27 protein-coding genes are annotated in these 24,373 nt (G+C 70.3%); 13 read left to right on the top strand and 14 right to left on the bottom strand.

The window, feature by feature from the left end:
* Positions 1-111 precede the first annotated feature (111 nt).
* Positions 112-1,146 carry an ABC transporter permease gene (locus ACGG9C_RS07450; RefSeq protein WP_083336607.1) on the bottom strand — a complete coding sequence of 345 codons (1,035 nt, stop codon included), beginning with the start codon at positions 1,144-1,146 and terminating at the stop codon, positions 112-114.
* Positions 1,143-2,648 carry a sugar ABC transporter ATP-binding protein gene (locus tag ACGG9C_RS07445; RefSeq protein ID WP_071045445.1) on the bottom strand — a complete coding sequence of 502 codons (1,506 nt, stop codon included), beginning with the start codon at positions 2,646-2,648 and terminating at the stop codon, positions 1,143-1,145. Before ACGG9C_RS07445 ends, ACGG9C_RS07450 begins: the two co-directional genes overlap by 4 nt.
* A gap of 197 nt (positions 2,649-2,845) precedes the next feature.
* Here ACGG9C_RS07445 and ACGG9C_RS07440 point away from each other — a divergent pair, with 197 nt between their 5' ends.
* The gene (locus ACGG9C_RS07440; RefSeq protein ID WP_390178484.1) at positions 2,846-3,715 is read left to right on the top strand and encodes a sugar phosphate isomerase/epimerase family protein; all 870 of its coding nucleotides are present in this window, start codon (positions 2,846-2,848) and stop codon (positions 3,713-3,715) included.
* Between the two features lie 4 nt (positions 3,716-3,719).
* Here the strand turns inward: ACGG9C_RS07440 and ACGG9C_RS07435 are convergent, their stop codons facing one another.
* Both ACGG9C_RS07435 and ACGG9C_RS07430 read right to left on the bottom strand, forming a co-directional pair.
* Positions 3,720-5,354: a fucose isomerase gene (locus ACGG9C_RS07435; protein ID WP_194383995.1), complete on the bottom strand. Its 1,635-nt coding sequence runs from the start codon at positions 5,352-5,354 to the stop codon at positions 3,720-3,722.
* Between the two features lie 206 nt (positions 5,355-5,560).
* Positions 5,561-5,812 (bottom strand): hypothetical protein, encoded by a 252-nt coding sequence (locus ACGG9C_RS07430; protein ID WP_194383996.1) that lies wholly within the window; start codon positions 5,810-5,812, stop codon positions 5,561-5,563.
* On the opposite strand from ACGG9C_RS07430, the gene ACGG9C_RS07425 reads away from it, so the two are divergent.
* Complete coding sequence (locus ACGG9C_RS07425; protein ID WP_286717883.1) at positions 5,784-6,860, top strand: FAD-dependent monooxygenase; 1,077 nt, start codon at positions 5,784-5,786, stop codon at positions 6,858-6,860. The genes ACGG9C_RS07430 and ACGG9C_RS07425 overlap by 29 nt on opposite strands.
* A gap of 58 nt (positions 6,861-6,918) precedes the next feature.
* Here the strand turns inward: ACGG9C_RS07425 and ACGG9C_RS07420 are convergent, their stop codons facing one another.
* From ACGG9C_RS07420 to ACGG9C_RS07405, 4 genes are read right to left on the bottom strand one after another with little or no spacing between them, the layout of a single operon-like run.
* Positions 6,919-7,965, bottom strand: coding sequence for a LacI family DNA-binding transcriptional regulator (locus ACGG9C_RS07420; RefSeq protein WP_390178483.1), 1,047 nt, complete (start codon positions 7,963-7,965; stop codon positions 6,919-6,921).
* Positions 7,949-8,740 (bottom strand): GntR family transcriptional regulator, encoded by a 792-nt coding sequence (locus tag ACGG9C_RS07415; RefSeq protein WP_390178482.1) that lies wholly within the window; start codon positions 8,738-8,740, stop codon positions 7,949-7,951. Before ACGG9C_RS07415 ends, ACGG9C_RS07420 begins: the two co-directional genes overlap by 17 nt.
* 1 nt (position 8,741) lies before the next feature.
* Positions 8,742-9,146 carry a D-ribose pyranase gene (gene rbsD, locus ACGG9C_RS07410; protein ID WP_194384000.1) on the bottom strand — a complete coding sequence of 135 codons (405 nt, stop codon included), beginning with the start codon at positions 9,144-9,146 and terminating at the stop codon, positions 8,742-8,744.
* Complete coding sequence (locus ACGG9C_RS07405) at positions 9,143-10,114, bottom strand: ribokinase (protein ID WP_390178481.1); 972 nt, start codon at positions 10,112-10,114, stop codon at positions 9,143-9,145. Before ACGG9C_RS07405 ends, rbsD begins: the two co-directional genes overlap by 4 nt.
* A gap of 89 nt (positions 10,115-10,203) precedes the next feature.
* On the opposite strand from ACGG9C_RS07405, the gene ACGG9C_RS07400 reads away from it, so the two are divergent.
* The 3 genes from ACGG9C_RS07400 (at position 10,204) to ACGG9C_RS07390 (ending at position 11,736) form a co-directional block, all read left to right on the top strand.
* Entirely contained in the window at positions 10,204-10,863 is a 660-nt protein-coding gene (locus ACGG9C_RS07400; protein WP_071045451.1) for a transaldolase family protein, read from the top strand.
* 81 nt (positions 10,864-10,944) lie between these two features.
* Complete coding sequence (locus ACGG9C_RS07395; RefSeq protein WP_071045452.1) at positions 10,945-11,358, top strand: DUF6325 family protein; 414 nt, start codon at positions 10,945-10,947, stop codon at positions 11,356-11,358.
* A gap of 18 nt (positions 11,359-11,376) precedes the next feature.
* Complete coding sequence (locus ACGG9C_RS07390) at positions 11,377-11,736, top strand: SHOCT domain-containing protein (protein ID WP_071045453.1); 360 nt, start codon at positions 11,377-11,379, stop codon at positions 11,734-11,736.
* Between the two features lie 3 nt (positions 11,737-11,739).
* On the opposite strand, the gene ACGG9C_RS07385 is transcribed toward ACGG9C_RS07390, so the two are convergent.
* From ACGG9C_RS07385 to dnaK, 6 genes are all read right to left on the bottom strand, one after another.
* Positions 11,740-12,855, bottom strand: a complete 1,116-nt coding sequence (locus ACGG9C_RS07385; protein WP_390178480.1) for an AI-2E family transporter — start codon at positions 12,853-12,855, stop codon at positions 11,740-11,742.
* 9 nt (positions 12,856-12,864) lie between these two features.
* A complete protein-coding gene (locus tag ACGG9C_RS07380; RefSeq protein ID WP_390178479.1) occupies positions 12,865-13,611 on the bottom strand; it encodes a potassium channel family protein in 747 nt (248 codons plus the stop codon).
* 57 nt (positions 13,612-13,668) lie between these two features.
* Complete coding sequence (locus ACGG9C_RS07375) at positions 13,669-14,127, bottom strand: heat shock protein transcriptional repressor HspR (protein ID WP_071045455.1); 459 nt, start codon at positions 14,125-14,127, stop codon at positions 13,669-13,671.
* A 131-nt stretch (positions 14,128-14,258) separates the two neighbouring features.
* Entirely contained in the window at positions 14,259-15,263 is a 1,005-nt protein-coding gene (locus tag ACGG9C_RS07370) for a DnaJ C-terminal domain-containing protein (protein ID WP_390178478.1), read from the bottom strand.
* 8 nt (positions 15,264-15,271) lie between these two features.
* Positions 15,272-15,877 carry a nucleotide exchange factor GrpE gene (locus tag ACGG9C_RS07365; protein ID WP_071045457.1) on the bottom strand — a complete coding sequence of 202 codons (606 nt, stop codon included), beginning with the start codon at positions 15,875-15,877 and terminating at the stop codon, positions 15,272-15,274.
* Between the two features lie 2 nt (positions 15,878-15,879).
* A complete protein-coding gene (gene dnaK, locus ACGG9C_RS07360; protein ID WP_390178477.1) occupies positions 15,880-17,751 on the bottom strand; it encodes a molecular chaperone DnaK in 1,872 nt (623 codons plus the stop codon).
* A gap of 273 nt (positions 17,752-18,024) precedes the next feature.
* Here dnaK and ACGG9C_RS07355 point away from each other — a divergent pair, with 273 nt between their 5' ends.
* The 8 genes from ACGG9C_RS07355 to ACGG9C_RS07320 all read left to right on the top strand — a co-directional run bounded on the left by ACGG9C_RS07355 (position 18,025) and on the right by ACGG9C_RS07320 (position 24,354).
* On the top strand, positions 18,025-18,417 hold the full coding sequence (locus ACGG9C_RS07355; protein WP_390178476.1) for a prepilin-type N-terminal cleavage/methylation domain-containing protein: 393 nt from the start codon (positions 18,025-18,027) through the stop codon (positions 18,415-18,417).
* 76 nt (positions 18,418-18,493) lie between these two features.
* Positions 18,494-18,916, top strand: a complete 423-nt coding sequence (locus ACGG9C_RS07350; RefSeq protein WP_390178475.1) for a prepilin-type N-terminal cleavage/methylation domain-containing protein — start codon at positions 18,494-18,496, stop codon at positions 18,914-18,916.
* Entirely contained in the window at positions 18,913-19,569 is a 657-nt protein-coding gene (locus ACGG9C_RS07345) for a PilW family protein (RefSeq protein WP_390178474.1), read from the top strand. Before ACGG9C_RS07350 ends, ACGG9C_RS07345 begins: the two co-directional genes overlap by 4 nt.
* Positions 19,560-21,218 (top strand): hypothetical protein, encoded by a 1,659-nt coding sequence (locus ACGG9C_RS07340; RefSeq protein WP_390178473.1) that lies wholly within the window; start codon positions 19,560-19,562, stop codon positions 21,216-21,218. Before ACGG9C_RS07345 ends, ACGG9C_RS07340 begins: the two co-directional genes overlap by 10 nt.
* Positions 21,215-22,036, top strand: a complete 822-nt coding sequence (locus ACGG9C_RS07335; RefSeq protein ID WP_390178472.1) for a prepilin peptidase — start codon at positions 21,215-21,217, stop codon at positions 22,034-22,036. The genes ACGG9C_RS07340 and ACGG9C_RS07335 overlap by 4 nt, the downstream gene beginning before the upstream one ends.
* Before the next feature lie 8 nt (positions 22,037-22,044).
* Positions 22,045-23,049 (top strand): type IV pilus biogenesis protein PilM, encoded by a 1,005-nt coding sequence (gene pilM / locus ACGG9C_RS07330; protein WP_390178471.1) that lies wholly within the window; start codon positions 22,045-22,047, stop codon positions 23,047-23,049.
* The gene (locus ACGG9C_RS07325; RefSeq protein ID WP_390178470.1) at positions 23,046-23,693 is read left to right on the top strand and encodes a PilN domain-containing protein; all 648 of its coding nucleotides are present in this window, start codon (positions 23,046-23,048) and stop codon (positions 23,691-23,693) included. Before pilM ends, ACGG9C_RS07325 begins: the two co-directional genes overlap by 4 nt.
* A gap of 1 nt (position 23,694) precedes the next feature.
* On the top strand, positions 23,695-24,354 hold the full coding sequence (locus ACGG9C_RS07320; RefSeq protein ID WP_390178469.1) for a hypothetical protein: 660 nt from the start codon (positions 23,695-23,697) through the stop codon (positions 24,352-24,354).
* The last annotated feature ends 19 nt before the right edge of the window (positions 24,355-24,373 follow it).

The following is a 24,373-nucleotide window of genomic DNA, read 5'->3' as shown; positions in this document are numbered from 1 at the left end:
TGTGTGAGACCGGTCGCCCGGTCGGTGCGGACAGTGTTGCTGTGTGCCTCGGGTTGTTTCCTGCCGGATGTCCGGCTGAGCCGGCGACGGGCACGGTCGCCGCCGGCGAGGTCAGGTGGAGGTGCGGTTGCGGAGGGAGTCGAAGAAGACCGCGATGAGGATCACGATGCCCACGACGACGTTCTGCCACTCCGTCTGGATCGACATGATGCGCAGACCGTTGATGAGCACGCTCATGATGAGCGCACCGATGACGGTGCCGAGGATCGAGCCGCGGCCGCCGAGCAGCGAGGTGCCGCCGATGATCACGGCCGCGATCGCCTGCAGCTCGTAGCCCACGCCCAGCTGCGGCTGAGCGGAGTCCAGTCGCGCCGCGAGCACGACGCCCGCGATGCCGGTGAAGGCGCCGGCGAACATGTAGATGAGGATCTTCCAGCGGCGCGTGTTGACGCCGGACAGGCGCGTCGCCTCCTCGTTCGACCCGATCGCGAAGGTGTAGCGGCCGAGGATGGTGCGGTTCAGCACGAGGTAGCCGACCACGGCGAGCAGGAGCGTGATGAGCACGGCGTTGGGCAGGCCGGGGACGAGGGTGCCGAGCGCGATCTGGTTGAAGTCCGGCGCCGAGCCGGAGAAGTAGATCGGGCGCACGCCCGAGATCACCAGCGCGAGCCCCTGCGCGATCATCATCATCGCGAGGGTCGCGATGAACGGCGGCAGCCCGAGGAAGGTGATGTTCAGGCCGTTCACCAGCCCCATCAGCACGCCGGTGCCGATGCCGCCGAGCACGCCGAGCCAGACGGGCAGACCCATGTTCGTGATGAACACGCCCGTCATCACCGCGGCGAGGGTCATGCCGGTGCCGATCGACAGGTCGATGCCGCCGGTGATGATGACGAACGTCGTTCCGAGGGCGAGGATCCCGATCACCGAGGTGGCCAGGAGGATGCCCGAGATGTTGCTCCAGGTGAAGAAGTTGTTCCCGAAGATCGAGAAGAAGATCACCAGGATGATCAGGGTTCCGAACGCCAGCGACTGCTGGAGCTGCCTCTTCATGAGGCCCACGAAACCGCCCGACGAGCTCTTCTCGTCGATCGCGTTCTGGATCACCGTCGTCGTCGACGGGCCCGGGTTCTGGTCGGTGCTCATTCTTCCTCCTGCGCGTGCGCGGCGAACTGCATGATCTTTTCCTGACTTGCTTCCTCGTTGCGGAGGGTGCCCGTGATCCGGCCGCCCGCCATCACGACGATGCGGTTGGCGACGCGGAGGATCTCGGGGAGCTCCGACGAGATGACGATGATGGACTTGCCGGATGCCGCGAGATCCTGCATCACGCGGTAGATCTCCTCCTTGGCTCCGACGTCGATGCCGCGGGTCGGCTCGTCGAAGATGAGCACGTCGCAGTCGCGAAGCAGCCACCGGGCGATGACGACCTTCTGCTGGTTTCCTCCGGAGAGGAGCTTGACGACCTGGTTGACCGACGGCGTCTTGGTGCGGAGCGTCTTGACGTAGTCCTTCGTCTGCTGCTTGGCCTTGCCGTCCGACATCCACCCGATGGCGTTGGCGTACGACCCGAGCGAGGCGAGCACGGTGTTGAAGGTGACGTCCTGCTCGAGCATGAGCCCCAGGAGCTTGCGGTCCTCGCTGAGGTAGCCGACCCCGAGCTTGACCGCGTCAGCGGGCTGATGGATGCGCGCCTTCTTGCCGGCGACGGTGATGGTTCCCCCGTCGCGCGGGTCGGCGCCGATGATCGCTCGCGCCGTCTCGGTGCGGCCGGCGCCCATGAGGCCGGCGAAACCGAGGATCTCGCCCTTGTGCAGCTGAAAGGAGACGTCTTTCAGGAGCGACTTCGTGCTGAGGTTCTGCACGTCGAGGATGACCGGATCGCCGAGGTGCTCGCGCGCCTCCGGGCGCGCGCCCTCGTCGATCTGGCGGCCGACCATCATCTCGATGATGGTCGGAACCGCGATCTCCGACTTCGTCAGAGATCCGATGTATGTGCCGTCGCGAAGCACGCTGACGCGGTCGGCGAGTCGCTTGAGCTCATCCATGCGGTGCGAGATGTAGACGATCCCCGTGCCGCGGGCCTTCAGGTCTTCGATGAGGGTGAACAGCGTCTCGGTCTCACTGTCGGTGAGCGCCGACGTCGGCTCATCCATGATGAGCACCTTGGCGTCGAACGAGAGGGCCTTGGCGATCTCGACCATCTGCTGCTTCGCCACGGTGAGCTCGCCGACCGGCTGCTTGGGGTCCACCCGGATGTTCAGCCGCTCCAGCAGCTCCTTCGCCTTGGCGTTGAGCTTGGTGTCCGAGACGAACGGGCCCGTGCGCGGCTCGCGCCCGATGTAGATGTTCTGCGCGACGGTGAGGTCCGGCATCAGGTTCATCTCCTGGTGGATGATCGTGATGCCGAGCTGCTGCGCCTGCAGCGGGCTGGTCAGCTCGACGTCCTTGCCGTCGAAGGTGATCGTGCCCTCGTCGCGCTGGTAGATCCCGGAGAGGATCTTCATCAGCGTGGACTTGCCCGCGCCGTTCTCCCCGACGAGCACGAGAACCTCGCCGGCGTACACCTCCAGATGCACGTCCTTGAGGGCCTGGACGCCGGGGAATCCCTTGCTGATCCCCTCGACTCTGAGGATGGGCTCGCTCACTGTGTCACCTGCTTCTTCGAAGGCCGATCGATCGAGTGCCGCACGCTGGCGGTAAACATCCGATCAATATTCCATCGCGCTGCCGTGCAGCGCAAGTTGTACCTAAATGTATCTACTCGCCGACGCGGGGGGAAGACCTGTAATAACATCTTCGTCACAACCTGCGGACGACGGCCGTCCTCGGGGGAGAGGACGACATGCAGATCGGTGCCCATGGTCTCGTTTTCACCGGAGAGTTCGACGAGGCCGGCCTGCGCCGCGCGGTCGAGGGCACGGCCCGCGCCGGTTTCGATCTCATCGAGATCCCGCTGATGGATCCCGACGGCTTCGACTCCGCCCTCGCCGGCCGGATGATCGCCGATGCCGGCCTGGCCGTCTCCGCCTCGCTCGGCCTCACCGCGGCCACCGACCTGACCAGCGAAGACGCGGCGGTCGTCGCGGCCGGAGAACGGGTGCTGGAGCAGTGCCTCGACCATGTCGCCGCGATGGGCGGCGATGTGCTGTGCGGCGTGATCTACTCCGCGATGCAGAAGTACCTCACTCCGCCGACGACGAACGGCGTGGCGGCGAGCCAGGCGGCGATCGCGCGACTGGCGGCATCCGCCGCCGAGCGCGGCATCCGCCTTTCGCTCGAGGTCGTCAACCGCTACGAGTCGAACGTCTTCAACACGTCTCGCGGGGCGCTCGCCTACCTCGACGGCGTCGGCGACGACCGCGTGAGCGTGCACCTGGACACATACCACATGAACATCGAGGAGTCCGACCTCTTCCAGCCCGTGCTGGACGCCGGCCCGCGCCTCGGCTACGTGCACATCGGCGAGAGCCACCGCGGCTACCTCGGCACCGGATCGGTCGCCTTCGGCGACTTCTTCCGGGCGCTGGACCGCATCGGCTACGACGGTCCCGTCGTGTTCGAGTCGTTCTCCTCGGCCGTCGTGAGCGCCCAGCTGAGCAACACGCTCGGCATCTGGCGCAACCTGTGGGAGGACAGCGACGACCTCGCGGCGCACGCCAACCGCTTCATCAGGGACGCTCAGCGCGCCGTTCAGACGATCGAGATGCATTGACGCCTCACAGATCCACACGACCGACGAGGTTCACCCGGATGCCGATGCGGTCGAACATCGCGGCCTTCGCGGCGAGGGCGCGGTCGGCCGTCTCGGCGTCGGGGGCGTAGACCACCTGCGCGTGGTTCGCCTTGTGTCGGGCCATGAACTGGTCGCGCGTGACGTCGTGCAGCACGACGTGCGCGATCGGCCACTCCGGGTTCGTGGCGTTCTTGCGACGCTGCGTCTCCTCCTCCGGAAGCTCCACGACGCTCGCGCGGAAGATGTCTGCCTGCAGGATCCCGTCGGCGATGAAGACGCGCGAGACCACGATCTCGCCTGGCTTGGAGACGCCGTTGATCGTGGCGCCGCCGGCGGGGAAGAACACATCACCCTGCCGCCAGCCCTCCGCCTTGTCCCAGCCGCCGAGGTGTGACGCGGGCACGGAGCCGGAGATCTCGTAGACCCACACGAACTCGCCGTCGTACTCCTCGCCCCAGCGCACGTCGTGCAGGGTGTTGTCGGGAACGAGCCCCATCGCCGTCCACACGCGGTCGGTCACGAGCGCATCGACGGCGACGCCCTCGTCGGCCTCGTTGAAGTGCGGGAAGGCGCGGCCGGCGAACAGTTCGCGGGACCCGTCGCGGGAGAGCACCGGCGGGCGCTCGGTGGAGTTCAGGATGCCCTCGGCGAGGTCCGAGGCCGGCACCAGGTCCTTCAGGCCCTGCTGGTACTGGATGCCGACCGCATCCAACCCGAAGTCGTCGGCGATCCGCAGCGCCGCGATGTACATCTTCATCTGCCACTGCACCTGCTCGCGGGTGAGCTCGGTGGCCGCGTCGTCGCCGAAGCGGAAGGTCATGCCGCGCTCGACGAGCCAGTCGAACGCCGCGTCCGCCTCGGCCTCGGTCACCTGGAGCATCTCCGCGTACAGCGCCGACTGCGACAGGCGCTCCTTGTAGATGCCGGTCGCGTTCAGCAGCTCGTCGTCGAAGATCGCGTTGTACATGCCCATGCAGCCCTCGTCGAAGACGCCGATGATCGCCTTCTCGGCCAGCAGCTGATCGCCGAGCGCGCGTCCGAGCTCGACCTCGGGCGTTGCGGGCAGCTCGGGGAGCGCTCGCACGTGGGAGGCGTCGTGGGTGACGGTGCCGGTGCGCGTCCACTCCTCGAGACCCGCGAGGAACCACTCGTCGGCGAAGTCGACCGACCAGAGCGTCGAATACGGCGTGCCCATCTTGGTCAGGCCCGCGTTGAGGCCGAGGAGGCCGACCAGGCCCGGCCAGTCGCCGGCGAAGTTGGCGACCGTGAGGATCGGACCGCGGTGGGTGCGCAGGCCGGCGAGCACGTGATGGCTGTACTGCCAGACGGCCTCGGCGACGATGAGCGGCGCCTCGCGCGGAATCGAGCGGAAGACCTCCATCCCCATGCGCTGACTGGAGATGAAGCCGTGCCCGGTCGCCGGGTCGATGTCGTTGGCGCGGACCACGCTCCACCCGAGCTTCTCCAGCGCCGCCGTGACATCCGCCTCCATCGCCGCCTGGGTCGGCCAGCCGGCCGCGTTCGCCGACTCGCGCAGGTCACCGCTGGCGATGAGGTAGGCCGTTCGCGCCGGAGCTTCCGGCGGCGTGGACACGACGGGCAGGGCGTACGAGGTCATGATGTCCTTTCGGTGGCGAGCGGGCGTTCCGCCGGCGCGTGCGCGACGGCGCCGGTTCCGGCGCCACGCGAGTGAGAGCTGCCCACGCGGTTCATCGGACCTCCTCTTCGTCGCGGGATCTGGAGAGAGTCTACGATGAAATCGATTTCATCGCGACCCCGAATTTTCGAGCTCATGCGCCGCCGCCTGGCCCGCAGCCGGACGCGTCAGCGGGTCTGAGTCGACATCCTGCGCTTGGTCGCCCGGAAGTTCTCGGCGGCGTCGACGAGCGCGACATCCGCATCGATGTGCAGCTGCTCGGTGAGGGAGGCGAGATCCGTGCCGGAGAGCACGGCCGCTCCGACCCTGTCGGTGACGGCCTGGATGACGGTGACGAGGACGCTCGCGTGCGCGCGGGCGACGAGGGGCGGAAGGTCCGGGTCGGTCGAGGTGATCGCCGCGGCGATCCGCGTCACCATCGTCGAGAACGCGAAGAACGTGCGGAAGGGCGGGACGCCGATCGACCTCCGCCGCGACACCATGGCGATCGCCGACCGGCTGGGACTGATCGACGCCGTCCGCGCGAAGGCGCTGCCCACTCGCATGACCGAGTTCGCCGACATCGACGGCGCCCCCATCGCACGTCGCGAGCCGGACAGCGCGGCCGAGAACATCGTGATCGACGACTACGAGATCCACCGGCACGACGATGTGGAGATCCACCGCGACGACCTGCTCGCGATCCTCTTCGGCGCGCTGGACGACGGCGTGCAGGTGCGCTTCGACGACTCGATCATCTCGCTGACCGAGACGGCGGACGGCGTGCGGGCCGCCTTCCGCAACGGCCCCGAGGAAGACTTCGCGATGGTCCTGGGATGCGACGGGAGTCACTCCACCGTGCGCCGACTGTGGTTCGGGCCGGAGAGCGAGTACAGCACCTTCCTGCACAACTACATGTCGGTCACCGTGGTCGACGGAACGTTCATTCCGTCGTGGACGACGCGCATCCAGAACACCCCCGGCCGCACGCTGCTGGTGAACTTCTACGCCGACACGACCGACGTCGTGCTGGCGTTCCGCTCCGAAGATGAGATCCCGTACGACCACCACGACATGGCGGAGCAGAAGAGGATCATCTGCGAGCACTTCGCCGACGCCGGCGAGCCGTTCGCCACGGTGCTGGAGCCAGCACTGACCGCCGACAACTTCTCCTTCGACAAGCTCAGCCAGATCCGTCTTCCCCGGTGGACGTCCGGTCGCGTGGCCCTGGTCGGCGACGCCGCCTACTGCCCGTCACCGGCGGCGGGCATGGGCGGGTCGGTCGCGATCCTCGGCGCGACCGCACTGCACGACGCGTTCGTCGTGGCCGGGGGTGACATCGATCGGTCTTTCGCGGAGTACGAGCGCAGCTTCCGCCCGACGGCGGAGAAGATCCAGACCGAGACGGAGGCGTTCGGGGTGCCGATGATCTTCCCCGCCACCGCCGAGGCGATCGCGTCGCGGAACGCGCAGCTGGTCGCCATGTGACGGCGGTCCGAAGCGGCGACGCAGGTTTTGCGACCTGGCCCTGCGTCCGCCCCGGAGTTCACGAGTCGAGGCGCGGGAGCAGCTCGCCGCCCAGCACGACGGTGCGGGGCGGGGCGTCGTCGCCGGCGAGGCGGTCCAGCAGCATCCGCGCCGCCGTCATTCCCATCTCCCGCGCCGGCAGCCGCACGATCGACACCGACGACGGCGAGATGATCGTGTAGGGAAGGGATCCGATGACCGCCATGCCGTAGGCCGGCGGCGGGGTGCCGAGCTCCGCGAGGCGCTGGATCGCCCCCATGCCGATGAGGTTGTTCCCCGCGACGAAGCCGTCGGGAGGATTCTCCGCCGCCAGCAGCGCATCGATGGAGACCCGGCCGCCCTCGAGATGGAAGGTCGTCGGGTACAGCAGCGCCGGATCGGCGGAGCCCAGGCGCTCCTCCATCGCGTCCCGCCATCCCTGCGCGCGCTCCCGCGACGTCTCGATCGCCATCCCCCCGACCATGCAGGCGACCCGGCGATAGCCGGCATCCAGCAGATCGATCGTCGCGGCGTACCCCGCCGCGCGGTTGGCCATGAGCACCGAGTCGACGCCGCCGCCCGCGGAACGGTCGACGGCGATGATCGGCCGGCCGGCGGCACGCAGCGCACTCACGTCGGTGTCGTCTCCGGCGGCCGCGAGGATGACGCCGGCCATGTGGGCGGAGGCGGCGATGCCGAGGTAGGTGCTCTCCTTGGCGATGTCGCCGTCGGAGTTGCAGAGCATCACCGAGTAGCCCGCCGCCGACGCGACGTCTTCGATGCCCCGCGCCGTCTCGGTGAAGTACGGGTTCTCGATGTCGGGGATCACGAGCGCGATCGCGTTCGCGCTGCCGGTCCGGAGGTTCCGCGCGGTGCTGTTGGGCACGAATTTCAGCTCGCGGGCGGCGCGCTGCACGGCCTCGGTCTTCGCCGGTGACACCCCGACGCCGTTGTACACGCGCGACACGGTGGCGGGCGAGACGCCCGCGCGCTCGGCGACGTCGTAGATCGTGGCCGTCGACAACGCCGACTCCGCACCGCCGCCGTCCGCGCCGCGCGCGGCGCGCGCCCTACTCCGCGTGGACATGGACGAGCGAGGCGTGCGAGACGTCGGAGGCGAGTTCGAACTCGAACCGGCTCCGATCCCCACGGTGGTGGGCGATGAAGAATTCGATCGGGCGCCCCGATGCGTCGCGGCTGACGCTGCGCAGGCGGAGCAGGGCGGCGCCGGTGGTGAGGTCGAGCAGGCGCGCCTGCTCGTGCGAGGCGACCGTCGCCTCGGCCGAACGCACGCCCTCGGCCGCGACGATCCCGCTGTCGGCGAGCACGCGATACAGCGACGCGTCGGCGAGGTCGACGCCGAGCGTCACGGCACCCACCGCCTCCGGCATCCATGTCGTCGACAGCGACCACGGCTGGCCGTCGACGAAGCGCAGCCGCTCCAGGGCGATCACGGAGTCGCCGACGGGGATCTCCAGCGCCTCGGCGACATCGGCCGCGGCATCCTCGCGCTCGTGCCGGATGACATCGCTGTGCACGTGTCCGCCGCGGCGCTCCACGTCTTCGTAGAGCCCCATCAGGGTGTGCACGAGGCTCTCGCTCGTCTTGGGGCGGGCCACGAACGTGCCCTTCCCCTTGACCCGCTCGACGACCCCCTCGTGTTCGAGCTGCGCCAGCGCCTGCCGCACGACGGTGCGGGAGATGCCGTAGTGCTCGCACAGCCGCATCTCGCCGGGAAGCAGATCGCCGGGCTTGAGCTTGCCCTGCGAGATGCGCGCGAGCAGCAGCCGGCACAGCTGGTCGTACATCGGAGACGAGGACCGGCGGTCTATCGCGTCGCCGTGCGGCGGTTCGGTCGTCATGTCAGTACGCGACCCCGGCGTGGAGGATGACGTTGGCGTAGGCCGTGAACTCTCCGGATCGCACGAAGGCGCGGGCGCTCCGCGTGCGTGCCTTGAACTCGACGTGCGGCACGAGTTCGAGTTCGACGCCGAGCGGCTCGAGGCGTTCGCGCAGGGCCGCGAGCATGGCGGGGCTCTGCTCGGCGATCTCCGCCGGCGCGGTCGCGCCCTCGATCACCATCTCGCCGAGCACCGTGTCGAGAACGTCGAGGAAGGCCGGCTCCCCCGGACGGTAGGCGAGGTCGATCCGCTCGCTGCCGACCGGAATCGGCAGCCCCGCGTCGGTCACGACGATGAGATCGGTGTGCCCGGTCTCGCTGATGACGCGCGAGAGGGCCGGGTTGATGGTGGAGGGAATCTTTCTCATGCGCGGCTCCCGTCGACGATCTCGGGCGCGGGGCGTTCGGCGAGGAACGCGTCGACGCGCTCGCGGGTCGGCAGACTCGGCGAGGCTCCTCGCACGGTGACGGCCAGCGCGCCCGCCGCGGCGGCACGCACGACGGCCTCGTCGAGGGTGGCGCCCTCCGCGAGCGCCGCGCCGAGGTATCCGGAGAACGCGTCACCGGCGGCGGTGGTGTCGACGGCCTCGACGGGAAACGGTGCGACCAGGCGCGCTCCGTCGGGGCTGATCAGCAGGGCACCGGCACCGGCGAGGGTCACGACCGCGGCGCCGACGCCGCGTTCCAGGAACCAGCGCCCCGCCCGCTCGGCACTCGCGACATCGGTCACCTCGACGCCCGTCATCACCGTCGCCTCGGTCTCGTTGGGCGTCACGACATCGACGTGGCGCCAGATGTCGTCGGGAAGAGCCGACGCCGGCGCCGGATCGAGCACGACGGTGAGCCCGCGCTCGCTGCCGGCCCGAATGGCGTGCATCGCGAGCGGTGCGGGGATCTCCAGCTGCGTGAGGAGCACGGATGCCCTGCCGGCGAGCGCGTCCAGCCCGGCGTCGATCTGACCGGCGCTGAGCGCGGCGTTGGCGAGGGGCACCATGACGATGTCGTTCTGCGCCGAGGCATCGACGCGAATGTGCGCGATGCCGGTCGGACCGGCAACGGTGCGCACGTGCGTCACGTCGACGCCCGCGTCGACGAGACCATCCATGATCATGTCGTGGAAGAGGTCGCTGCCGACGCACGCGACGAAGCTGGCTGCAGCGCCCGCTCGGCCCGCGGCGACGACCTGATTCGCGCCCTTGCCGCCGAGCACGAGGGTGAAGTCGTCGCCCAGGATCGTCTCGCCGGGCACGGGCAATCGCGTCGAGAACGTGGTGAGGTCGGCCGTGACGGATCCCACGACGACGACCCCGGGGAGAGCCTGCTGGTCATCGGTCATGGCACCACCTGCGTTTCTTTGACTGCGCCGTCAGCACTCCGCTACATTATCGGGGATTCCACCTGTAACGACAGGTTCGAGGGAGAAACATGACCACCGCTCCGGTCCTCTACGTCGACAGCGCCGACCTCGCCCTCGTCGGCGAGCTGCTGCGCGACGGCCTCGTCACGGGCGTGACGACCAACCCGACCATCCTCGAGCGCGGCGGGCATGCCCTCGACGCCCTCCCCGATCTGTACCAGCGGTGGGTCGACGAAGGCGCCTCCCAGGTCTTCTTCCAGACGTGGGGGGCGACGACCGAGGAGATGCTCACCAACGCGGCCTGGATCAAGGGCTTCGGCGACCGGGTCGCCGTGAAGGTGCCCGCCACCCGGGCGGGGTTCGCCGCGGTCACCTCCCTCGTGCAGGAGGACACGACGGTGCTCATCACCGCGGTCTACTCCGTCGCGCAGGCCCTGGCCGGTGCGGCCTACGGCGCGCGCTACCTCGCGCCCTACCTCGGACGCCTGCGGGATGCCGGCCTCGACGGCGACGCCCTCATCGGCGACATGCAGGCGGCCTGCGCCGGGGCCGACACGGATGTGCTCGCGGCGAGCCTGCGGTCTCCCGACGACATCGTGGGGCTGCGCCGAGCGGGAGTGTCCCACTTCACCGCGGCGCCGCAGGTGATCCTCGATCTGCTCACCGACGACATCAGCGACCGCTCGGCCGAGGAGTTCGAGGGCGCCATCGGCCGCATCCGCGGGTAGCTCCGGCCACGGTCGGTCTACCCTCGACCGAGTCGGCGCGCTAGCCTCAGCGAGGATCCTTCCTCGTCAGAAAGGCGCACCATGCCCGCGTTCCGTTACGGCCCCGTCGAGCTCTACCTCGTCGGCTTCGAGGGCGAGCGCCCCGACGCCGGCACGATGGCCGCCCTGTCCGACCTGCTCGAGAGCGGACTGATGCGTCTGCTCGATCTCGTGCTGATCTCCAAGTCCGACGACGGCGACATCACGGTCACCGAGGTCGAGGCCGACGAGTTCGCGCTCGAGCTGCACGAAGTCGGCATCGCCGGCGAGGAGGACATCGCCGAGCTCGCCGAGCTCGTGCCGCCGGGAGGATCGGCGCTGCTGGTCGCGCTCGAGCTCAGCTATGCGCGCGAGCTCGCCGAGCGCCTCGACAGCGCCGGCGCCGTCGTGCTGAGCGCCGAGCGCATCCCGGCCCCCGTCGTCAACGCCGTCATGGATCTGGCCGACGAGGCCTGAGAAGCAGAAGGAGTCATCATGCCCATTCGCAGAGTCGGCCGTCCCGGTCTGATCGGTCTCGCCGCGCGCACCGCCGTCGTCGCCGGCACCGCCAGCGCCGTCAGCGGTGCCATGTCGAACAACCGCCAGCGCAAGCAGCAGTCGGAGTACGAGCAGCAGCAGTATCAGGCCGCCCAGCAGCAGGCCGCGATGCAGCAGGCGGCCCAGCAGGCCGTCGCCCAGCAGCAGGCGGCGGCGCCGGCCGCCCCCGCAGCCCCCGCCCCCGCGGCGGGCGGCGTCGACATCGTCGCCGAGCTGCAGAAGCTCGCCGCGCTCAAAGACGCCGGTGTGCTCTCCGACGCCGAGTTCGCCGCCGCGAAGGCCAAGCTCCTCGGCTGAGCCTCACCGCTTCTTCTTCGTCGCGATCCCCGTCGGTGCCTCACCGGCGGGGATCGCCGCATCCACATCCCCCGACAGCCAGCGCAGCCACCGCGTGCTCGGGTCGCCCTCGAGCACGAGCGCGCGCACCAGCAGGGTGAGCGGAATGGAGAGGATGGCGCCCAGCGGCCCGATGATGAAGGTCCAGAAGATGACCGAGAAGAAGCTCAGCGTCAGCGACAGGTTCACCGCGTCGCTGACGAACTTCGGCTGCACGAGCACCTGCAGGGTGACGTTCACGACGCAGTAGATCGCGATCACGACGAGCATCGTCGGCCAGCCGCCGACGACGAGGGCGAGGACCGCCGGGGGCACGAGACCGAGCACGAACCCGATGTTCGGCACGAAGTTCGTCACGAAGGCGAGGATCGCCCACACCATCGGTGCCGGGATGCCGAGCGCCCACAGCGCGAGCCCGTCGATCACGGCGACGATGAGACCGAACGCGGCGTTGACGACGTAGTAGCGGCGCACGCTGCGGTTGTAGGCCGCGAAGCGCCCGAGGGTCGGTCGGATGCCGGTGCCGAACGCCGTCTCGGCGCGCGAGTACCGCGACGCGTCGGCGGCCATGAAGATGACGTAGGCCAGCACGAAGAAGAACGCCGTGAGCACGCCGAGCACGCTGCCCCCGACCGACGACGCGATCGTCAGCAGGGTCGACGGCGAGAGCAGCGAGGCCGTCGCGGCGGCGATCTGGTCGTCGAGGCCGAGGCCGCGGAGCCACTCCACGACGGCCAGGGCGGTCCGCTGCAGATCTCCGGCGAAGTCCTGCACGAGCCGCCCGAACTGCACGCCGGCGAAGGCGAGCATGACGGCGAGCACGGCGAGGATGAGGTAGCCGAGCACGATCACGGCGGTGGTGGCCGCCCATCGCGGCCACCCCCTGCGGCGCAGCGCCGTGCCGAGCGGCTGGCAGATGATCACGATGACCGCGCCGAGCACGAGCGGCCCGACGACATCGCGGCCGATCGAGAGCCCCACGAGCACGATCACCGACGCGGCGAGTCCGATCACGATCCGCAGCGACGGCGACAGCGCCGGTGGCGCGGGTGCGGCGGGTGCGGGGGCGGGTCCCTTCACGATGCCAGGCTAGGCGCTCGGCGGGCGGTCGGTGGATGCGGCGCCGTCGCCCGGCCGGCCGAGGCGGGTTCCGAGGTCTTCGATCTGGGCGGCGAGGGCGCGCACCTGCCCGCGCGTGGCGGCTTCGCCCGCGTCATCCGCACCGGCGGCGGCCCGCTCGAGCACCCACGAGGCGAAGGTGGCCGAGACGACACCGACGACGGCGATGCCGCCGGTCATGAGCAGCACCGCGATGACCCGGCCCCACGCGGTGACCGGCGTGTAGTCGCCGTAGCCGACGGTGGTGATCGTGACGAACGCCCACCACAGGGCGTCGCCGAACGAGGTGATGTTCGCGTTCGGGGCGTCGCGCTCGGCTTCGAGCACCGTGAGGGCGGCGACCCAGATGAGGGTGAGGGCGGCACCCGCGCCGTAGACGGCGATGCGTGCGCGGAGGGCCGCACCGGCGGTGCGCTGCAGCACGTGGATGACGGTGAGGGCCTTGAGCAGGCGCAGCGGGCGGAGGGCGGGGATCACCACGACGCACAGGTCGAACAGGTGGGAGCGGAACCAGCGGCCCTTCGGCTTGGCGAGGGAGAGCTGCACGATGTAGTCGATCGCGAACACGACCCAGGTGGCGAACATGATCGCCCGGGCGAGGGAGAACTCGCCGCCCTCGAGGTCGGCGATCACCTGCCACGAGTACGCGACGATGAAGGCGAGCGAGGCGATGATCAGCGGCCAGTTCGTGATCTGCTGCCACCGGTCCAACGTCATGCGTTCGAGACTACGAGCGCCGCCCGGCGTTGACCGGCAGCCTCGCCGCCCAGGCTCTCACGAGTCGGTGTCGTCGGCGGGAGGCAGGGCGCGGTGCGGACGCCACAGCACGACCTCGGTGGCGCGACGCACGCGGGTGCCGTGGCGCAGCGAGATGACCGAGCCGGTCGCGCCGGCCGCGAACACGCGCGCACCGGGGCGTCGCTCGAGCTCGCTCTTCATGCGGTCTTCGAGGTCGCGCACGCGCAGGTGCAGCTCGCGCACCCGGTTCTCCAGTTCGAGGATGCGCGCGATGGCCGGCAGACTCATGCCCTCCGCCGACATGCGCGCGACCTCTCGCAGCTGCGCGACGTGCCGCAGCGAGTAGCGGCGCGACCCGCCCTGGGTGCGGGCGGGCACGACGAGGCCGAGACGGTCGTACTGGCGCAGGGTCTGCGGATGCATCCCCGCCAGCTCCGCGGCGCCGGCGATGGCGAGGATCGGTGCGTCCTCGTCGATCTCGTCGGGGTCCACCATGTGCTCACCTCGTTCCGTTTCGTCTCCTCGCTCCGCTCGTCGCTCAACGACCGGAAAAGGTTGATCCCAAGGTACTCCGCGGCCACCGGTCACCCCCACCGGTCGTTGAGCGAGCGGAGCGAGACGAAACGCTACGTGCGCGCCTTCGCCATGAGGTCCGCGCGCGGGTTCTCCTTCGGCTCCAGCGCCTGATACGCCGCGAGCGCCTCACGGGCCGCGTCATCCAGGTGCGACGGCACCGCCACCTGCACCTCCGCCAGGAGGTCGCCGGTGCCCTTCTGCGTCTGCACGCCACGACCCTTGACCCGCAGCACGCGCCCCGACGGGGTGCCCGCCGCGACCCGCAGTCGCACCGGGTCTCCGCCGAGGGTCGGCACCTCGATCGTGGCGCCGAGGGTGGCCTCGGTGAAGGTCACCGGCACGGTCACGCGCAGGTTCAGCCCGTCTCGGGTGAACACCGGATGCGGCCGCACGGTCACCTGCACGACGATGTCGCCCGATTCCCCGCCGTCCGGCGAGGGGCGACCGCGGCCGCGCAGGCGGATCTTCTGCCCGTCGCGCACACCGGCGGGGATCTTCACCTTGAACGGCTTGCCGTCCTCACCCTGCAGGGTGATGGTCTCGCCCTTGGTGGCGGTGATGAAGTCGATGGTCGTGCGCGCGGTGACATCCGCACCGCGCGACGGACCGCCGAATCCCTGGAACCCGCCGGAGGGCTGCCCGAATCGACCGGAGCCGAAGCCCGTGCCGCGCCCACCCTGCTGCTGGTTGAACATCGAGAAGATGTCGTCGAAGTCGGCGCTGCTGTAGCCGCCGCCCCCACGACCCTGCCCGAATCTCGAGAAGACGTCCTCGAAGCCCCCACCCTGTCCGGCTCCGCCGGCGGTGAAGCGCGCGCCCGAGCCCATGGCCCGGATCTGGTCGTACTCCTCGCGCTGCTCGGGATCGCTCAGCACGGCGTACGCCTCGCTGATCTCCTTGAATTTCGCTTCGGCCTTGGCATCCCCCGGGTTGGAATCGGGGTGGTAGGTGCGCGCGAGCTTTCGGTAGGTCTTCTTGAGGTCGGCGGCGCTGACCTCCTTGGAGACACCGAGGACCTTGTAGAAGTCCTTGTCGAACCAGTCCTGACTCGCCACGTGTCCTCCTACTCCGCCGGAACGGCGACGACGACCTTGGCCGGACGCAGCTCGACAGAGCCCAGGCGGTATCCGACTTCGACGACCTCGAGGATCGTCGGGGTCTCGGTGCCGGGGGTGGGTGCCTGGAAGATCGCCTCGTGGTGCTGGGGGTCGAACGCCTCGCCGGCGGCGCCGTAGGGCTCGATGCCCATGCGCTCGACGACGCCGCGCAGCTTCTCGGCGATCGCGGCGAAGGGGGTGCCCTCGTTGAGGTCGCCGTGCTTCTCCGCGCGGTCGAGGTCGTCGATCACCGGCAGCAGTCCCTTGGCGACCGAGCCCTTGGCGCGCTCGATCTCCACCTCGCGCTGCTCTTCGGTGCGGCGGCGGTAGTTGGCGTACTCGGCCTGCAGGCGCTTGAGGTCTCCCAGCAGCTGCGACTCGAGGTCGGCGAGCACCTGGTCCTCCGCGTCGGCACCGGCGGCGTCTTCGGATTGCTCCGCACCGAGGATGTCGTCGACGGTCAGGGCCGGATCCTCCGGCTGAGGGTCGGAGGCCTGAGCCTCCGACCCCTCGTCGCCGGGGACCTCGTTCTCGGGGACCTCGTCGGGTCCCGGTTCGAAGTCCTTGGGCATGGTTACTTCTTCTCCTCCGAGCTGTCCTCGTCCTCGTCGACGACCTCGGCGTCGACGACATCCTCATCGGACTCCGTCGATGCCTGCTCCTCCGACGCGCCGGCGCCGGGGGCGGCCTGCTCGTTCTGCGACGACTGGTAGATCGCCTCGCCGAGCTTCTGCTGGCTCTGGTTCAGCTTGTCGAAAGCCGTCTTCACGGCCTCGTCGTCGTCACCGGCGAGCGCGGACTTGAGGGCGTCGACGTCGGCCTGCACCTCGGTCTTGACCTCTTCGGGCAGCTTGTCGGCGTTGTCGGAGATGAGCTTCTCGACCGAGTACGACGTGGTCTCGGCCTGGTTGCGCACCTCGGCGGCCTCGCGGCGCTTCTTGTCCTCGGCGGCGTGCTCCTCGGCCTCGCGCACCATGCGGTCGATGTCCTCCTTGGGCAGCGACGAGCCGCCCGTGATGGTCATGGACTGCTCGGTGCCGGTGCCCTTGTCCTTCGCGGACACGTGCACGATGCCGTTGGCGTCGATGTCGAAGGTGACCTCGACCTGCGGGATGCCACGCGGGGCCGGCGCGATGCCGGTGAGCTCGAAGGTGCCCAGCGGCTTGTTGTCGCGGGTGAACTCGCGCTCGCCCTGGAAGACCTGGATCGCGACCGACGGCTGGTTGTCGTCGGCGGTCGTGAAGGTCTCGCTCCGCTTGGTGGGGATGGCGGTGTTGCGCTCGATGAGCTTGGTCATGATGCCGCCCTTGGTCTCGATGCCGAGGCTCAGCGGGGTGACGTCGATGAGCAGCACGTCCTTGCGCTCACCCTTGAGGACACCGGCCTGCAGGGCGGCGCCGACGGCGACGACCTCATCCGGGTTGACGCCCTTGTTGGCGTCCTTGCCGGTCTCCTTCTTCACCAGCTCGGCGACCGCGGGCATGCGGGTCGAGCCACCGACGAGCACGACGTGGGCGATGTCGGCGACCTTGATGCCGGCCTCGCGGATGACGTCTTCGAACGGCTTCTTGGTGCGGTCGAGGAGGTCCTTGGTGAGGTCTTCGAACTTGGCGCGCGACAGCGTCTCCGACAGGGAAACCGGGCCCGACTCCGTCAGCGACAGGTAGGGCAGGTTGATCGAGGTCGACGACGAGCTGGAGAGCTCCTTCTTCGCCTGCTCCGCGGCCTCCTTGAGGCGCTGCAGCGCGATCTTGTCGCCCGAGACGTCGACGCCGGTGGTCTCCTTGAACTGCTTGATCAGGTAGTCCACGACCCGCTGGTCCCAGTCGTCGCCGCCGAGGCGGTTGTCACCCGAGGTGGCGCGCACCTGGATGGTCGAGAAGTCGTCGTCCTTGCCCACCTCGAGCAGCGAGACGTCGAAAGTGCCGCCACCGAGGTCGAAGACGAGGATGAGCTCGTCCTCCTGGCCCTTGTCGAGGCCGTAGGCGAGGGCCGCCGCGGTCGGCTCGTTGATGATGCGGAGCACGTTCAGGCCCGCGATCTCGCCGGCCTCCTTCGTGGCCTGGCGCTCGGCGTCGTTGAAGTACGCCGGAACGGTGATGACCGCGTCGGTCACCGTGTCGCCGAGGTACTCCTCGGCGTCGCGCTTGAGCTTCATGAGGATGCGCGCGGAGATCTCCTGCGGCGTCCACTTCTTGCCGTCGACGTCGAAGCCCCAGTCGGTGCCCATGTGGCGCTTGACGCTGGAGACGGTGCGGTCGACGTTGGTGACGGCCTGGCGCTTGGCGGTCTCGCCGACGAGCACCTCGCCGTCCTTGGTGTAAGCGACCACCGAGGGGGTGGTGCGGAAGCCCTCGGCGTTCGCGATCACCTTGGGCTCGCCGCCCTCCAGCACGCTGACGACGGAGTTCGTCGTACCGAGGTCGATTCCAACAGCACGGGGCATGTCTTCTCCTTCTGGGTGGGGCCGAAGCGGATGCGCGGCCCGGGTTGTTGCCGAAAGTCACGGGTCGACTCAGGGACCTGAGCCGAGACGACTCAAGCGTAGACCGCGAGGTTCGCGGTGTCAAATGAAGTTGATATGCATCGGCTCAAGTTTGGGTGCTGAAGGAAACCTGAGGAACGCCTGACGTCGGGGCATTGGAGATCTGAGGTGCGCTGGGGACAGTGGATGCCGCGGGGACCTCCCGCACCCTCGACACCGCTAAGGGAGACTCGCATGACCACTTACATCGCCGCCCTGCGGCGTCGCAAGGAGAACGGCGACGCCGGCTTCTCGCTCATCGAACTGATCGTCGTCGTCGTGATCCTCGGCGTCCTCGCCGCCATCGCCGTCCCGGTCTTCCTGGGGCTTCAGGGGCAGGCAGAGCAGAGCGCCGTGGATACGGCAGCCGCGAATGGCGCTTCACAGGCCGCTGCAGACTTTGCGCAGGGCGACGACGCGACCGCTGTGTCTAGCCAGCTCACCGCAATGAGCGACGACTACACCTTGACGCTCGTGCGAGGCGACTCAGTTGAGAACTACTGCGTGACCGCCAGGAGCGGTGACCGCATCTCCGCCGCGGGTCCGGCTTGCGTGGAGGCAGACTCCGTGATTCCGGACGAAAGCTGACCCAGCCGCTTCACCTCGGCCGGGTCGACGCGTGGCGTCGGCCCGGCCATCCCGCATCTCCCGGAAAGGATCCGGCATGGCCGGCACCCGCGACACCCGCTCCGACGAGGGCTTCGGTCTCGTCGAGGTCGTGGTGTCGATGCTGCTGTTCGCCGTCATCGCCGTCGCGATCCTCCCCCTGGCTCTTCAGGCGTCGGTGCTGAGCGCCGGCAACCGCGACCGCGCGTCGGCGCAGTCGTTCGCGGCGGGGCAGCTCGCGGATGTGCGGGCGGCGCATCCCGACGACGCGGCCAACTCGTGCACGGCGCTGGCCGACGCCGCGGCGACGGGCGTTCCCGACGCCGCCGACACGGGCCTCGTCGCCGACATGACCGTCGACGCGTGCCCGACCTCGTACCCGGCCGCCGTGACGGTCACCGTCGCCGTGCGGGATGCGGACGCCTACGCCGGCTCCCCGGTCGTCGAGATGGCGACCAAGATCGTGGTGACCGCCCCATGAGCGCCGACCTGTCCTCGCGAGAGATGGCCGCCGCCGACGACGCGGGCCTCAGTCTCGTCGAGCTGCTCGTCGCCCTCTTCGTCGGCGGCATGCTGCTGACCCTCATCGCCTCGCTGTTCGTCTCGACGATGCAGGCCACCGCCGCCACCCGCGACCTCGACCTCGCCACGGGTCGCGCCCAGGCCCTCAGCACGTCGCTGCAGACCGACATCCGCAATGCCGCGGAGATCGTCGTGGAGGACATCCCGGGCGGTGGCACCCTCGTGCGGGCCCGCGTCGCCACCGGCGACACCGGCTGGCAGTGCCGCGCGTGGGCGCTCGTCGACCTCACCACGACGGACGCCGACGGAACCCGCGCCGGCGCCGACGGCGACTTCGAAGCCCGCACCCACACCTCCGCCCCGCTCACCGGCACGCAGACCGCACCCGCCCCCGCGACGACGTGGGGCGCCCTCGTCGACGTCGTCGAACCCGCGACGGATGCCGCCGGCGCGGCGCTGCCGCCCTTCACCCTCGACGACCGCCATCTGTCGTGGAACCTGACGGTCGTCGCGTCGAAGCAGCCGCAGCTGAACGCGCGCAGCACGACCTCGCTCTCGGGGTCGGCCGTCGCCGGCGCCCGCGACGACGGAAGCGGTGCCCGATGCTGGTGACCCGACCGAACCGCGTCCGCGTCCGCGACCGCGCCCGCAACCGCGCCGTCGACGACGACCGGGGCGCGGCCCTCATCTCGGTGCTGATCGTCTCGCTCGTGCTCGGCGTCATCGCCGTCGGGCTCTCCAGCGCCGTCGTGAACACGACGCTCACCACGAGCGGCGTCCGCGCCACGCTCGAGGCGCGCGCCGCCGCCGACGCCGGCATGGCCGAAGCGGTCGCCGCCGCGAAGGGCGGCGACCTGTGCGACGCGACCGTGCCCGACGGCGCGCTCGACACCGGCGCCGCCTATACCGCATCCCTCACGTGCGCCGACGACGGCAGCACGGTGACCCTCACCGCCACCGGCACGGCCGACGGCACGTCGGCGACCGTGCAGGCGGTCTACGCCCTCGTCGCCGAGACCATCGAGGCCGTCGATCCGTCGCTCACCCCCGTCGGCCTCGTGCTCTACGACGCCTCGACGATGGGCCAGGTGACCCTGCTCGCGCACGGCGGCAACGAGCCGCAGGTGGTCGCGGTCACGGGAACGTTCGGCTGCCGGCTCGGCATCCCCGGCAACCTGCTGGTGGGCGGCAACGTCACCTCGAGCGACGGCTGCAACGTCAGCGGCGACATCTACGCCGGCGGAACGGTCACCTTCGACGGCGGCGCGACGACGGTGCTCGGCGACATCCTCGCCGCGGGCACCGGCACCTCGAAGATCAACAGCAGCATCGGCAGCGCGAACGCCGACGATCCGCTCTCGACCGTGCACGTCAACGGGGCACTCGACCTGCTCTGGAGCGGCGCCCGCGCCCACACGAACGTGATCGCGAACGGCTCCGTCACCGTCAACAGCCGGGTCATCGAGGGCGACGTGACCCTGCCGACCGGCAGCACACCCTCGATAAACGGCGGCCGCATCGAGGGTGAGACCATCCAGACCGACGACGTGCCGACCGTGCCCGCGCCGAGCCTGCCCGGCTGGTTCGACTACACCTACCGCGCCGCCGACTGGCCGGGTGCGACCGTCGTGACGCTGCGCAACGTCAGCGCCAACGCGACCGACACGTGCGATTACTACAACAAGCACACCGGGTGGAGCGTCGACGGCACGTGGGTCGGCGGCGGGAACCGCGGATGGAAGGACCTCGCGAACTACACCGGCACGGTCGTGATCGACGGCCGCGCGTGCGACCAGCTGACCTCCAACGCGGGCGGCAATCCGGCACCGGCGCTGAAGGCCTCGAACGTCGTGCTCCTGGCGAAGAAGTTCGACACGACCGGCCTCACCATGACCGCCGCCACCGGTGCGACGCCCCGCGTGTACTTCATCACCGAAGACACCGTGCCCGACGGAAGGCCCTCGTGCGCCCTCGGCGCGACGGCCACGAATGTCAACACCAACGGCGCCAACCTCGACGGCGTGCGCTCGCTCATCTACACCCCGTGCCGCCTGTCCGTCTCCGGCGGCGGCGTGCTGCTCGGATCCCTCTACACGAACGGGTTCAACTCCGGTGGTCAGATCACGATCAAGGGCGAGCTCATGAGCCTGCCCGGTCAGCCCGCCCCCGACGGCGGATACGGCGGCACGCCCACGATCATCGAGACCGGCGAGCACGCGCTCGGCGACGTGCTGTGGCGCCGGGAGGTGGCATCCCCGTGACCCCGCTCGCCCTCACCCTCGTCTCCGTCGGCGCCGGCGTCTTCGGCGCCGTCATCGGCTCGTTCCTCAACGTCGTCGCCTATCGCGTGCCCGCCGGCATCTCGCTGCTGCGCGAGAGCCGCTGCCCCGCGTGCGACGAGCCGGTGCGGTGGTGGCGCAACGTTCCGGTGCTGGGATGGCTGGCCCTCCGCGGCCGCTGCGCGCGATGCCGTGCGGCGATCCCGGTGCGCTACCCGCTCGTCGAGGCGCTCACGGCGATCGTGTTCGCCGTCGTCGTCGCGTGGGGCGTTCTCGCCCTTCCCGGTCCGCCCGCGGCGACGCTCGTCGTCATCGCGGCCTATTTGTGGTTCGCGGCCTCGGGGATCGTGCTCACCCTCATCGACCTCGACACCCGCCGCCTCCCCCACGCGATCACCGGATCCGCCCTGATCGTGTGCGCGGCACTCCTCGGTCTCGCCGTGCTGCTGGGCGCCGACAGCGCATCCCTGCTGCGCGCGCTCGTCGGCGCCGCGGCCCTGTGGGCGTTCTACGCCGCGATCCGATTCGTGCGTCCCGACGGCATGGGCGGTGGCGACGTGCGTCTCGCGGCCGTCGTCGGCCTGATGCTGGGCTGGCTCGGATGGGGCCCGCTGCTCGTCGGTGCGTTCGCGGCGTTCGTGACCGGCGGCGCGTTCGGGGTCGGCATGCTGCTGGGCCGCCGCGGCGGTCGGCGTACGGCCATCCCGTTCGGCCCGTGGATCATCGTCGGCGCCTGGATCGGCGTGCTCGCCGGCGACGCGATCGCGCTCGCCTACACCGGCCTGTACCCGGAGCTGTGAGGACGATCATGCCGAAGACGCAGGTGGCGGTGGAGATCACCGAGGAGAGCGTGCGCGCGATCGAGGTGAGCCTCGGACGCACCCCGACCGTCGTGGCGGCCGGCGAGGTGCCGGTGCCGCCGGGGGCGGCGAAGGACTCCGAGGTGCTCGATCGCGATGCGGTCGCCGTCGCCCTGCAGCGGCTGTGGGCCGAGGCGCGCATCTCGCAGCGCAACGTCGTGCTCGGCGTCGGCAATCGCCGCATCCTCGTGCGGGAGCACTCGACCCAGCTCACCAACCCCGCGCAGATCCGCCAGGCGCTGCCGTTCGAAGTGCAGGACCGCCTGCCCGTGCCGGTCGATCAGGCCGTTCTCGACTTCGTGCCGACCGCGCAGGACGACCGGGGCGTGCACGGCCTGCTCGTCGCCGCCGTCGCCGAGCACATGGAGGAGCTCGTCGGCGCCCTCGACAAGGCACGCCTTCGCCCCCTGTCGATCGACCTCGTCGCCTTCGGCTACGCCCGCGCCCTCGCGACCCTCGTCGAGCCGGGCCGCACCGGCCTCCTCGTGGGCATCGGCGAGCACACCACGCACATCGTCATCGCCACCGACGGGGTGCCGAGATTCGTGCGCGTCGTTCCGCTCGACATCGTCGACGCGGCACCCCCCGACGAACCGGCACCCGCATCCGAGCCGCTTCGCCGTCGTCGCGCCGCGGCGGTCGAGTCGGATGCGCGCGACGCGCTCTCGCCCGCGGTGCAGACGGCGCTCATCGACCTCGTCGGGCGCCTGCGGAGCACCGTCGCCTTCTACCGCGACCGTGCGAACGCCGCGCCGATCGACATCGCCTTCGTGACCGGGACGCACGCCGCGCATCCGCGACTCGTCGAGGCGATCGCGACGGCCGCCGGCGCCCCGGTCACCCCGGTCTCGGTCGGCGATCTCGTGCCGGCCGCTCCCGGTCTCGCGCTGCCCGTCGGAACGGCCGCGCGCCTGACCGGCGCGGCCGCGCTGCTGCAGGGCGGCGTCTCGTGAACGTGCGTCGCACCCGGCAGCCCGTGCTTCCCATCGGCGCTCTCCCCCGTGTCGACCTGCTGCCCCCGTCCGAGATGCGACGGCGCGACATGCTGGCGCGCGCCCGCGCGTGGATGGTCGTCGGCATCGCCGCCGTCGCCGTCTCGGCGCTGCTCGTGGGCGGAGCCGCCGCCTATCACGTCGCCTCGTCGGTGCGGCTCGGCCTCGAGCAGGCCCGCACCCAGCAGATCCTCACCGGCATCGCGGAGCTGTCGGAGGTGAGCGAAGCGCTGGCGACCCGCGGAGACCTGCAGGCGCTGCGCGCCGATGCGATGGCCGGCGACCTGGAGTGGACGCCCGCGGTCGCGCTCATCGCCTCGCACCTGCCGGCCGGGGTGACGATCACCGGCTTCTCGCTCGATGCCGGCGCCGCGCCCGTGGCGGGGTCCGACCCGACGTCTGCGACCGGGATGTCGGGCACCGTGACCGTGCAGACGCCCGCCGCGATCGACCTCGTCGCGGCGACCCGCGACCTGCGTGAGGCCCCCGCGGTGATCGCGGCCGACCTCGAGTCGCTGACCGCCGCCGACGGCGTGTTCACCTACACCCTGCGCATCGCGCTCGACCAGTCCGTGTACACCGGCGCCTTCACGGCCGAGGAGTGAGATGACCAAGCAGCTCGTCAACCTCATCGGCGCGGCCACGACCCTCGCGATCCTCGTGCTCGCCGTGCTCGTGTTCGCGCTCCCCCTGTTCACGCAGGCGACCCGCACGGCGGGCGAGGCCGACGCGGTCGCCGCGCAGAACCGCTCGCAGCAGGGGGTGCTGGATGCGCTGGTCGCCCAGTCCGCCGACATGACGGCCCTCGAGGCGCAGGTCGCGACCCTCCGCGCGGAGATCCCCGCCGAGGCGCGCGTCGACGACGTGCTCCTGCTCGCGATCGACGCGGCCGCCGCGCAGGGCGGCTCGGTCACCTCGGTGACGCCCGCGAGCAGCGAGGCCTTCGCCGTGCGCACGGACGAGACCGCCACTCCGGCACCGCAGCCCGCAGACGAGGCAGCCGAGACCGACGACGCCTCCGCCGCCGTCGGGCCGAGCACCACCCTCGAGTCGAGCACCCCGGCGCCCGTCGCGGCGAGCGACGGCCCTCAGCAGACGTCGGTGACCGTCGTGGTGGCCGCGCCCACGGTCGAGGCCGCCACGCGCATCCTCGACGAGCTGCGCGCCGGCCCCCGCCTGGTCGCGGTGACGCAGGCCTCCGTCACCGAGGGCGCCGAGGGCGGGGCGAGCCTCAGCGCGACGCTCCTCGTCTTCACGCGACCCTGAGCCGCACCGCCGCGCCGCG

Source organism: Microbacterium sp. MTN4-26, assembly GCF_042846595.1.
GTDB classification, from domain to species: domain Bacteria; phylum Actinomycetota; class Actinomycetes; order Actinomycetales; family Microbacteriaceae; genus Microbacterium; species Microbacterium luteum.
This window is presented reverse-complemented; position numbering and strand designations above follow the sequence as displayed.

Bases quoted from the DNA above. Each gene is read 5' to 3' on its own strand.
- ACGG9C_RS07420 (WP_390178483.1), bottom strand. From the start codon at position 7,965: ATGTCCACGCGGAGTAGGGCGCGCGCCGCGCGCGGCGCGGACGGCGGC.
- ACGG9C_RS07395 (WP_071045452.1), top strand. From the start codon at position 10,945: ATGCCCGCGTTCCGTTACGGCCCCGTCGAGCTCTACCTCGTCGGCTTC.
- ACGG9C_RS07350 (WP_390178475.1), top strand. From the start codon at position 18,494: ATGGCCGGCACCCGCGACACCCGCTCCGACGAGGGCTTCGGTCTCGTC.
- ACGG9C_RS07380 (WP_390178479.1), bottom strand. From the start codon at position 13,611: ATGACGTTGGACCGGTGGCAGCAGATCACGAACTGGCCGCTGATCATC.
- ACGG9C_RS07415 (WP_390178482.1), bottom strand. From the start codon at position 8,740: ATGACGACCGAACCGCCGCACGGCGACGCGATAGACCGCCGGTCCTCG.
- pilM (WP_390178471.1), top strand. From the start codon at position 22,045: ATGCCGAAGACGCAGGTGGCGGTGGAGATCACCGAGGAGAGCGTGCGC.
- ACGG9C_RS07435 (WP_194383995.1), bottom strand. From the start codon at position 5,354: ATGACCTCGTACGCCCTGCCCGTCGTGTCCACGCCGCCGGAAGCTCCG.
- ACGG9C_RS07390 (WP_071045453.1), top strand. From the start codon at position 11,377: ATGCCCATTCGCAGAGTCGGCCGTCCCGGTCTGATCGGTCTCGCCGCG.
- ACGG9C_RS07430 (WP_194383996.1), bottom strand. From the start codon at position 5,812: ATGGTGACGCGGATCGCCGCGGCGATCACCTCGACCGACCCGGACCTT.
- ACGG9C_RS07340 (WP_390178473.1), top strand. From the start codon at position 19,560: ATGCTGGTGACCCGACCGAACCGCGTCCGCGTCCGCGACCGCGCCCGC.
- rbsD (WP_194384000.1), bottom strand. From the start codon at position 9,146: ATGAGAAAGATTCCCTCCACCATCAACCCGGCCCTCTCGCGCGTCATC.
- dnaK (WP_390178477.1), bottom strand. From the start codon at position 17,751: ATGCCCCGTGCTGTTGGAATCGACCTCGGTACGACGAACTCCGTCGTC.
- ACGG9C_RS07405 (WP_390178481.1), bottom strand. From the start codon at position 10,114: ATGACCGATGACCAGCAGGCTCTCCCCGGGGTCGTCGTCGTGGGATCC.
- ACGG9C_RS07450 (WP_083336607.1), bottom strand. From the start codon at position 1,146: ATGAGCACCGACCAGAACCCGGGCCCGTCGACGACGACGGTGATCCAG.
- ACGG9C_RS07365 (WP_071045457.1), bottom strand. From the start codon at position 15,877: ATGCCCAAGGACTTCGAACCGGGACCCGACGAGGTCCCCGAGAACGAG.
- ACGG9C_RS07320 (WP_390178469.1), top strand. From the start codon at position 23,695: ATGACCAAGCAGCTCGTCAACCTCATCGGCGCGGCCACGACCCTCGCG.
- ACGG9C_RS07355 (WP_390178476.1), top strand. From the start codon at position 18,025: ATGACCACTTACATCGCCGCCCTGCGGCGTCGCAAGGAGAACGGCGAC.
- ACGG9C_RS07345 (WP_390178474.1), top strand. From the start codon at position 18,913: ATGAGCGCCGACCTGTCCTCGCGAGAGATGGCCGCCGCCGACGACGCG.
- ACGG9C_RS07440 (WP_390178484.1), top strand. From the start codon at position 2,846: ATGCAGATCGGTGCCCATGGTCTCGTTTTCACCGGAGAGTTCGACGAG.
- ACGG9C_RS07400 (WP_071045451.1), top strand. From the start codon at position 10,204: ATGACCACCGCTCCGGTCCTCTACGTCGACAGCGCCGACCTCGCCCTC.
- ACGG9C_RS07375 (WP_071045455.1), bottom strand. From the start codon at position 14,127: ATGGTGGACCCCGACGAGATCGACGAGGACGCACCGATCCTCGCCATC.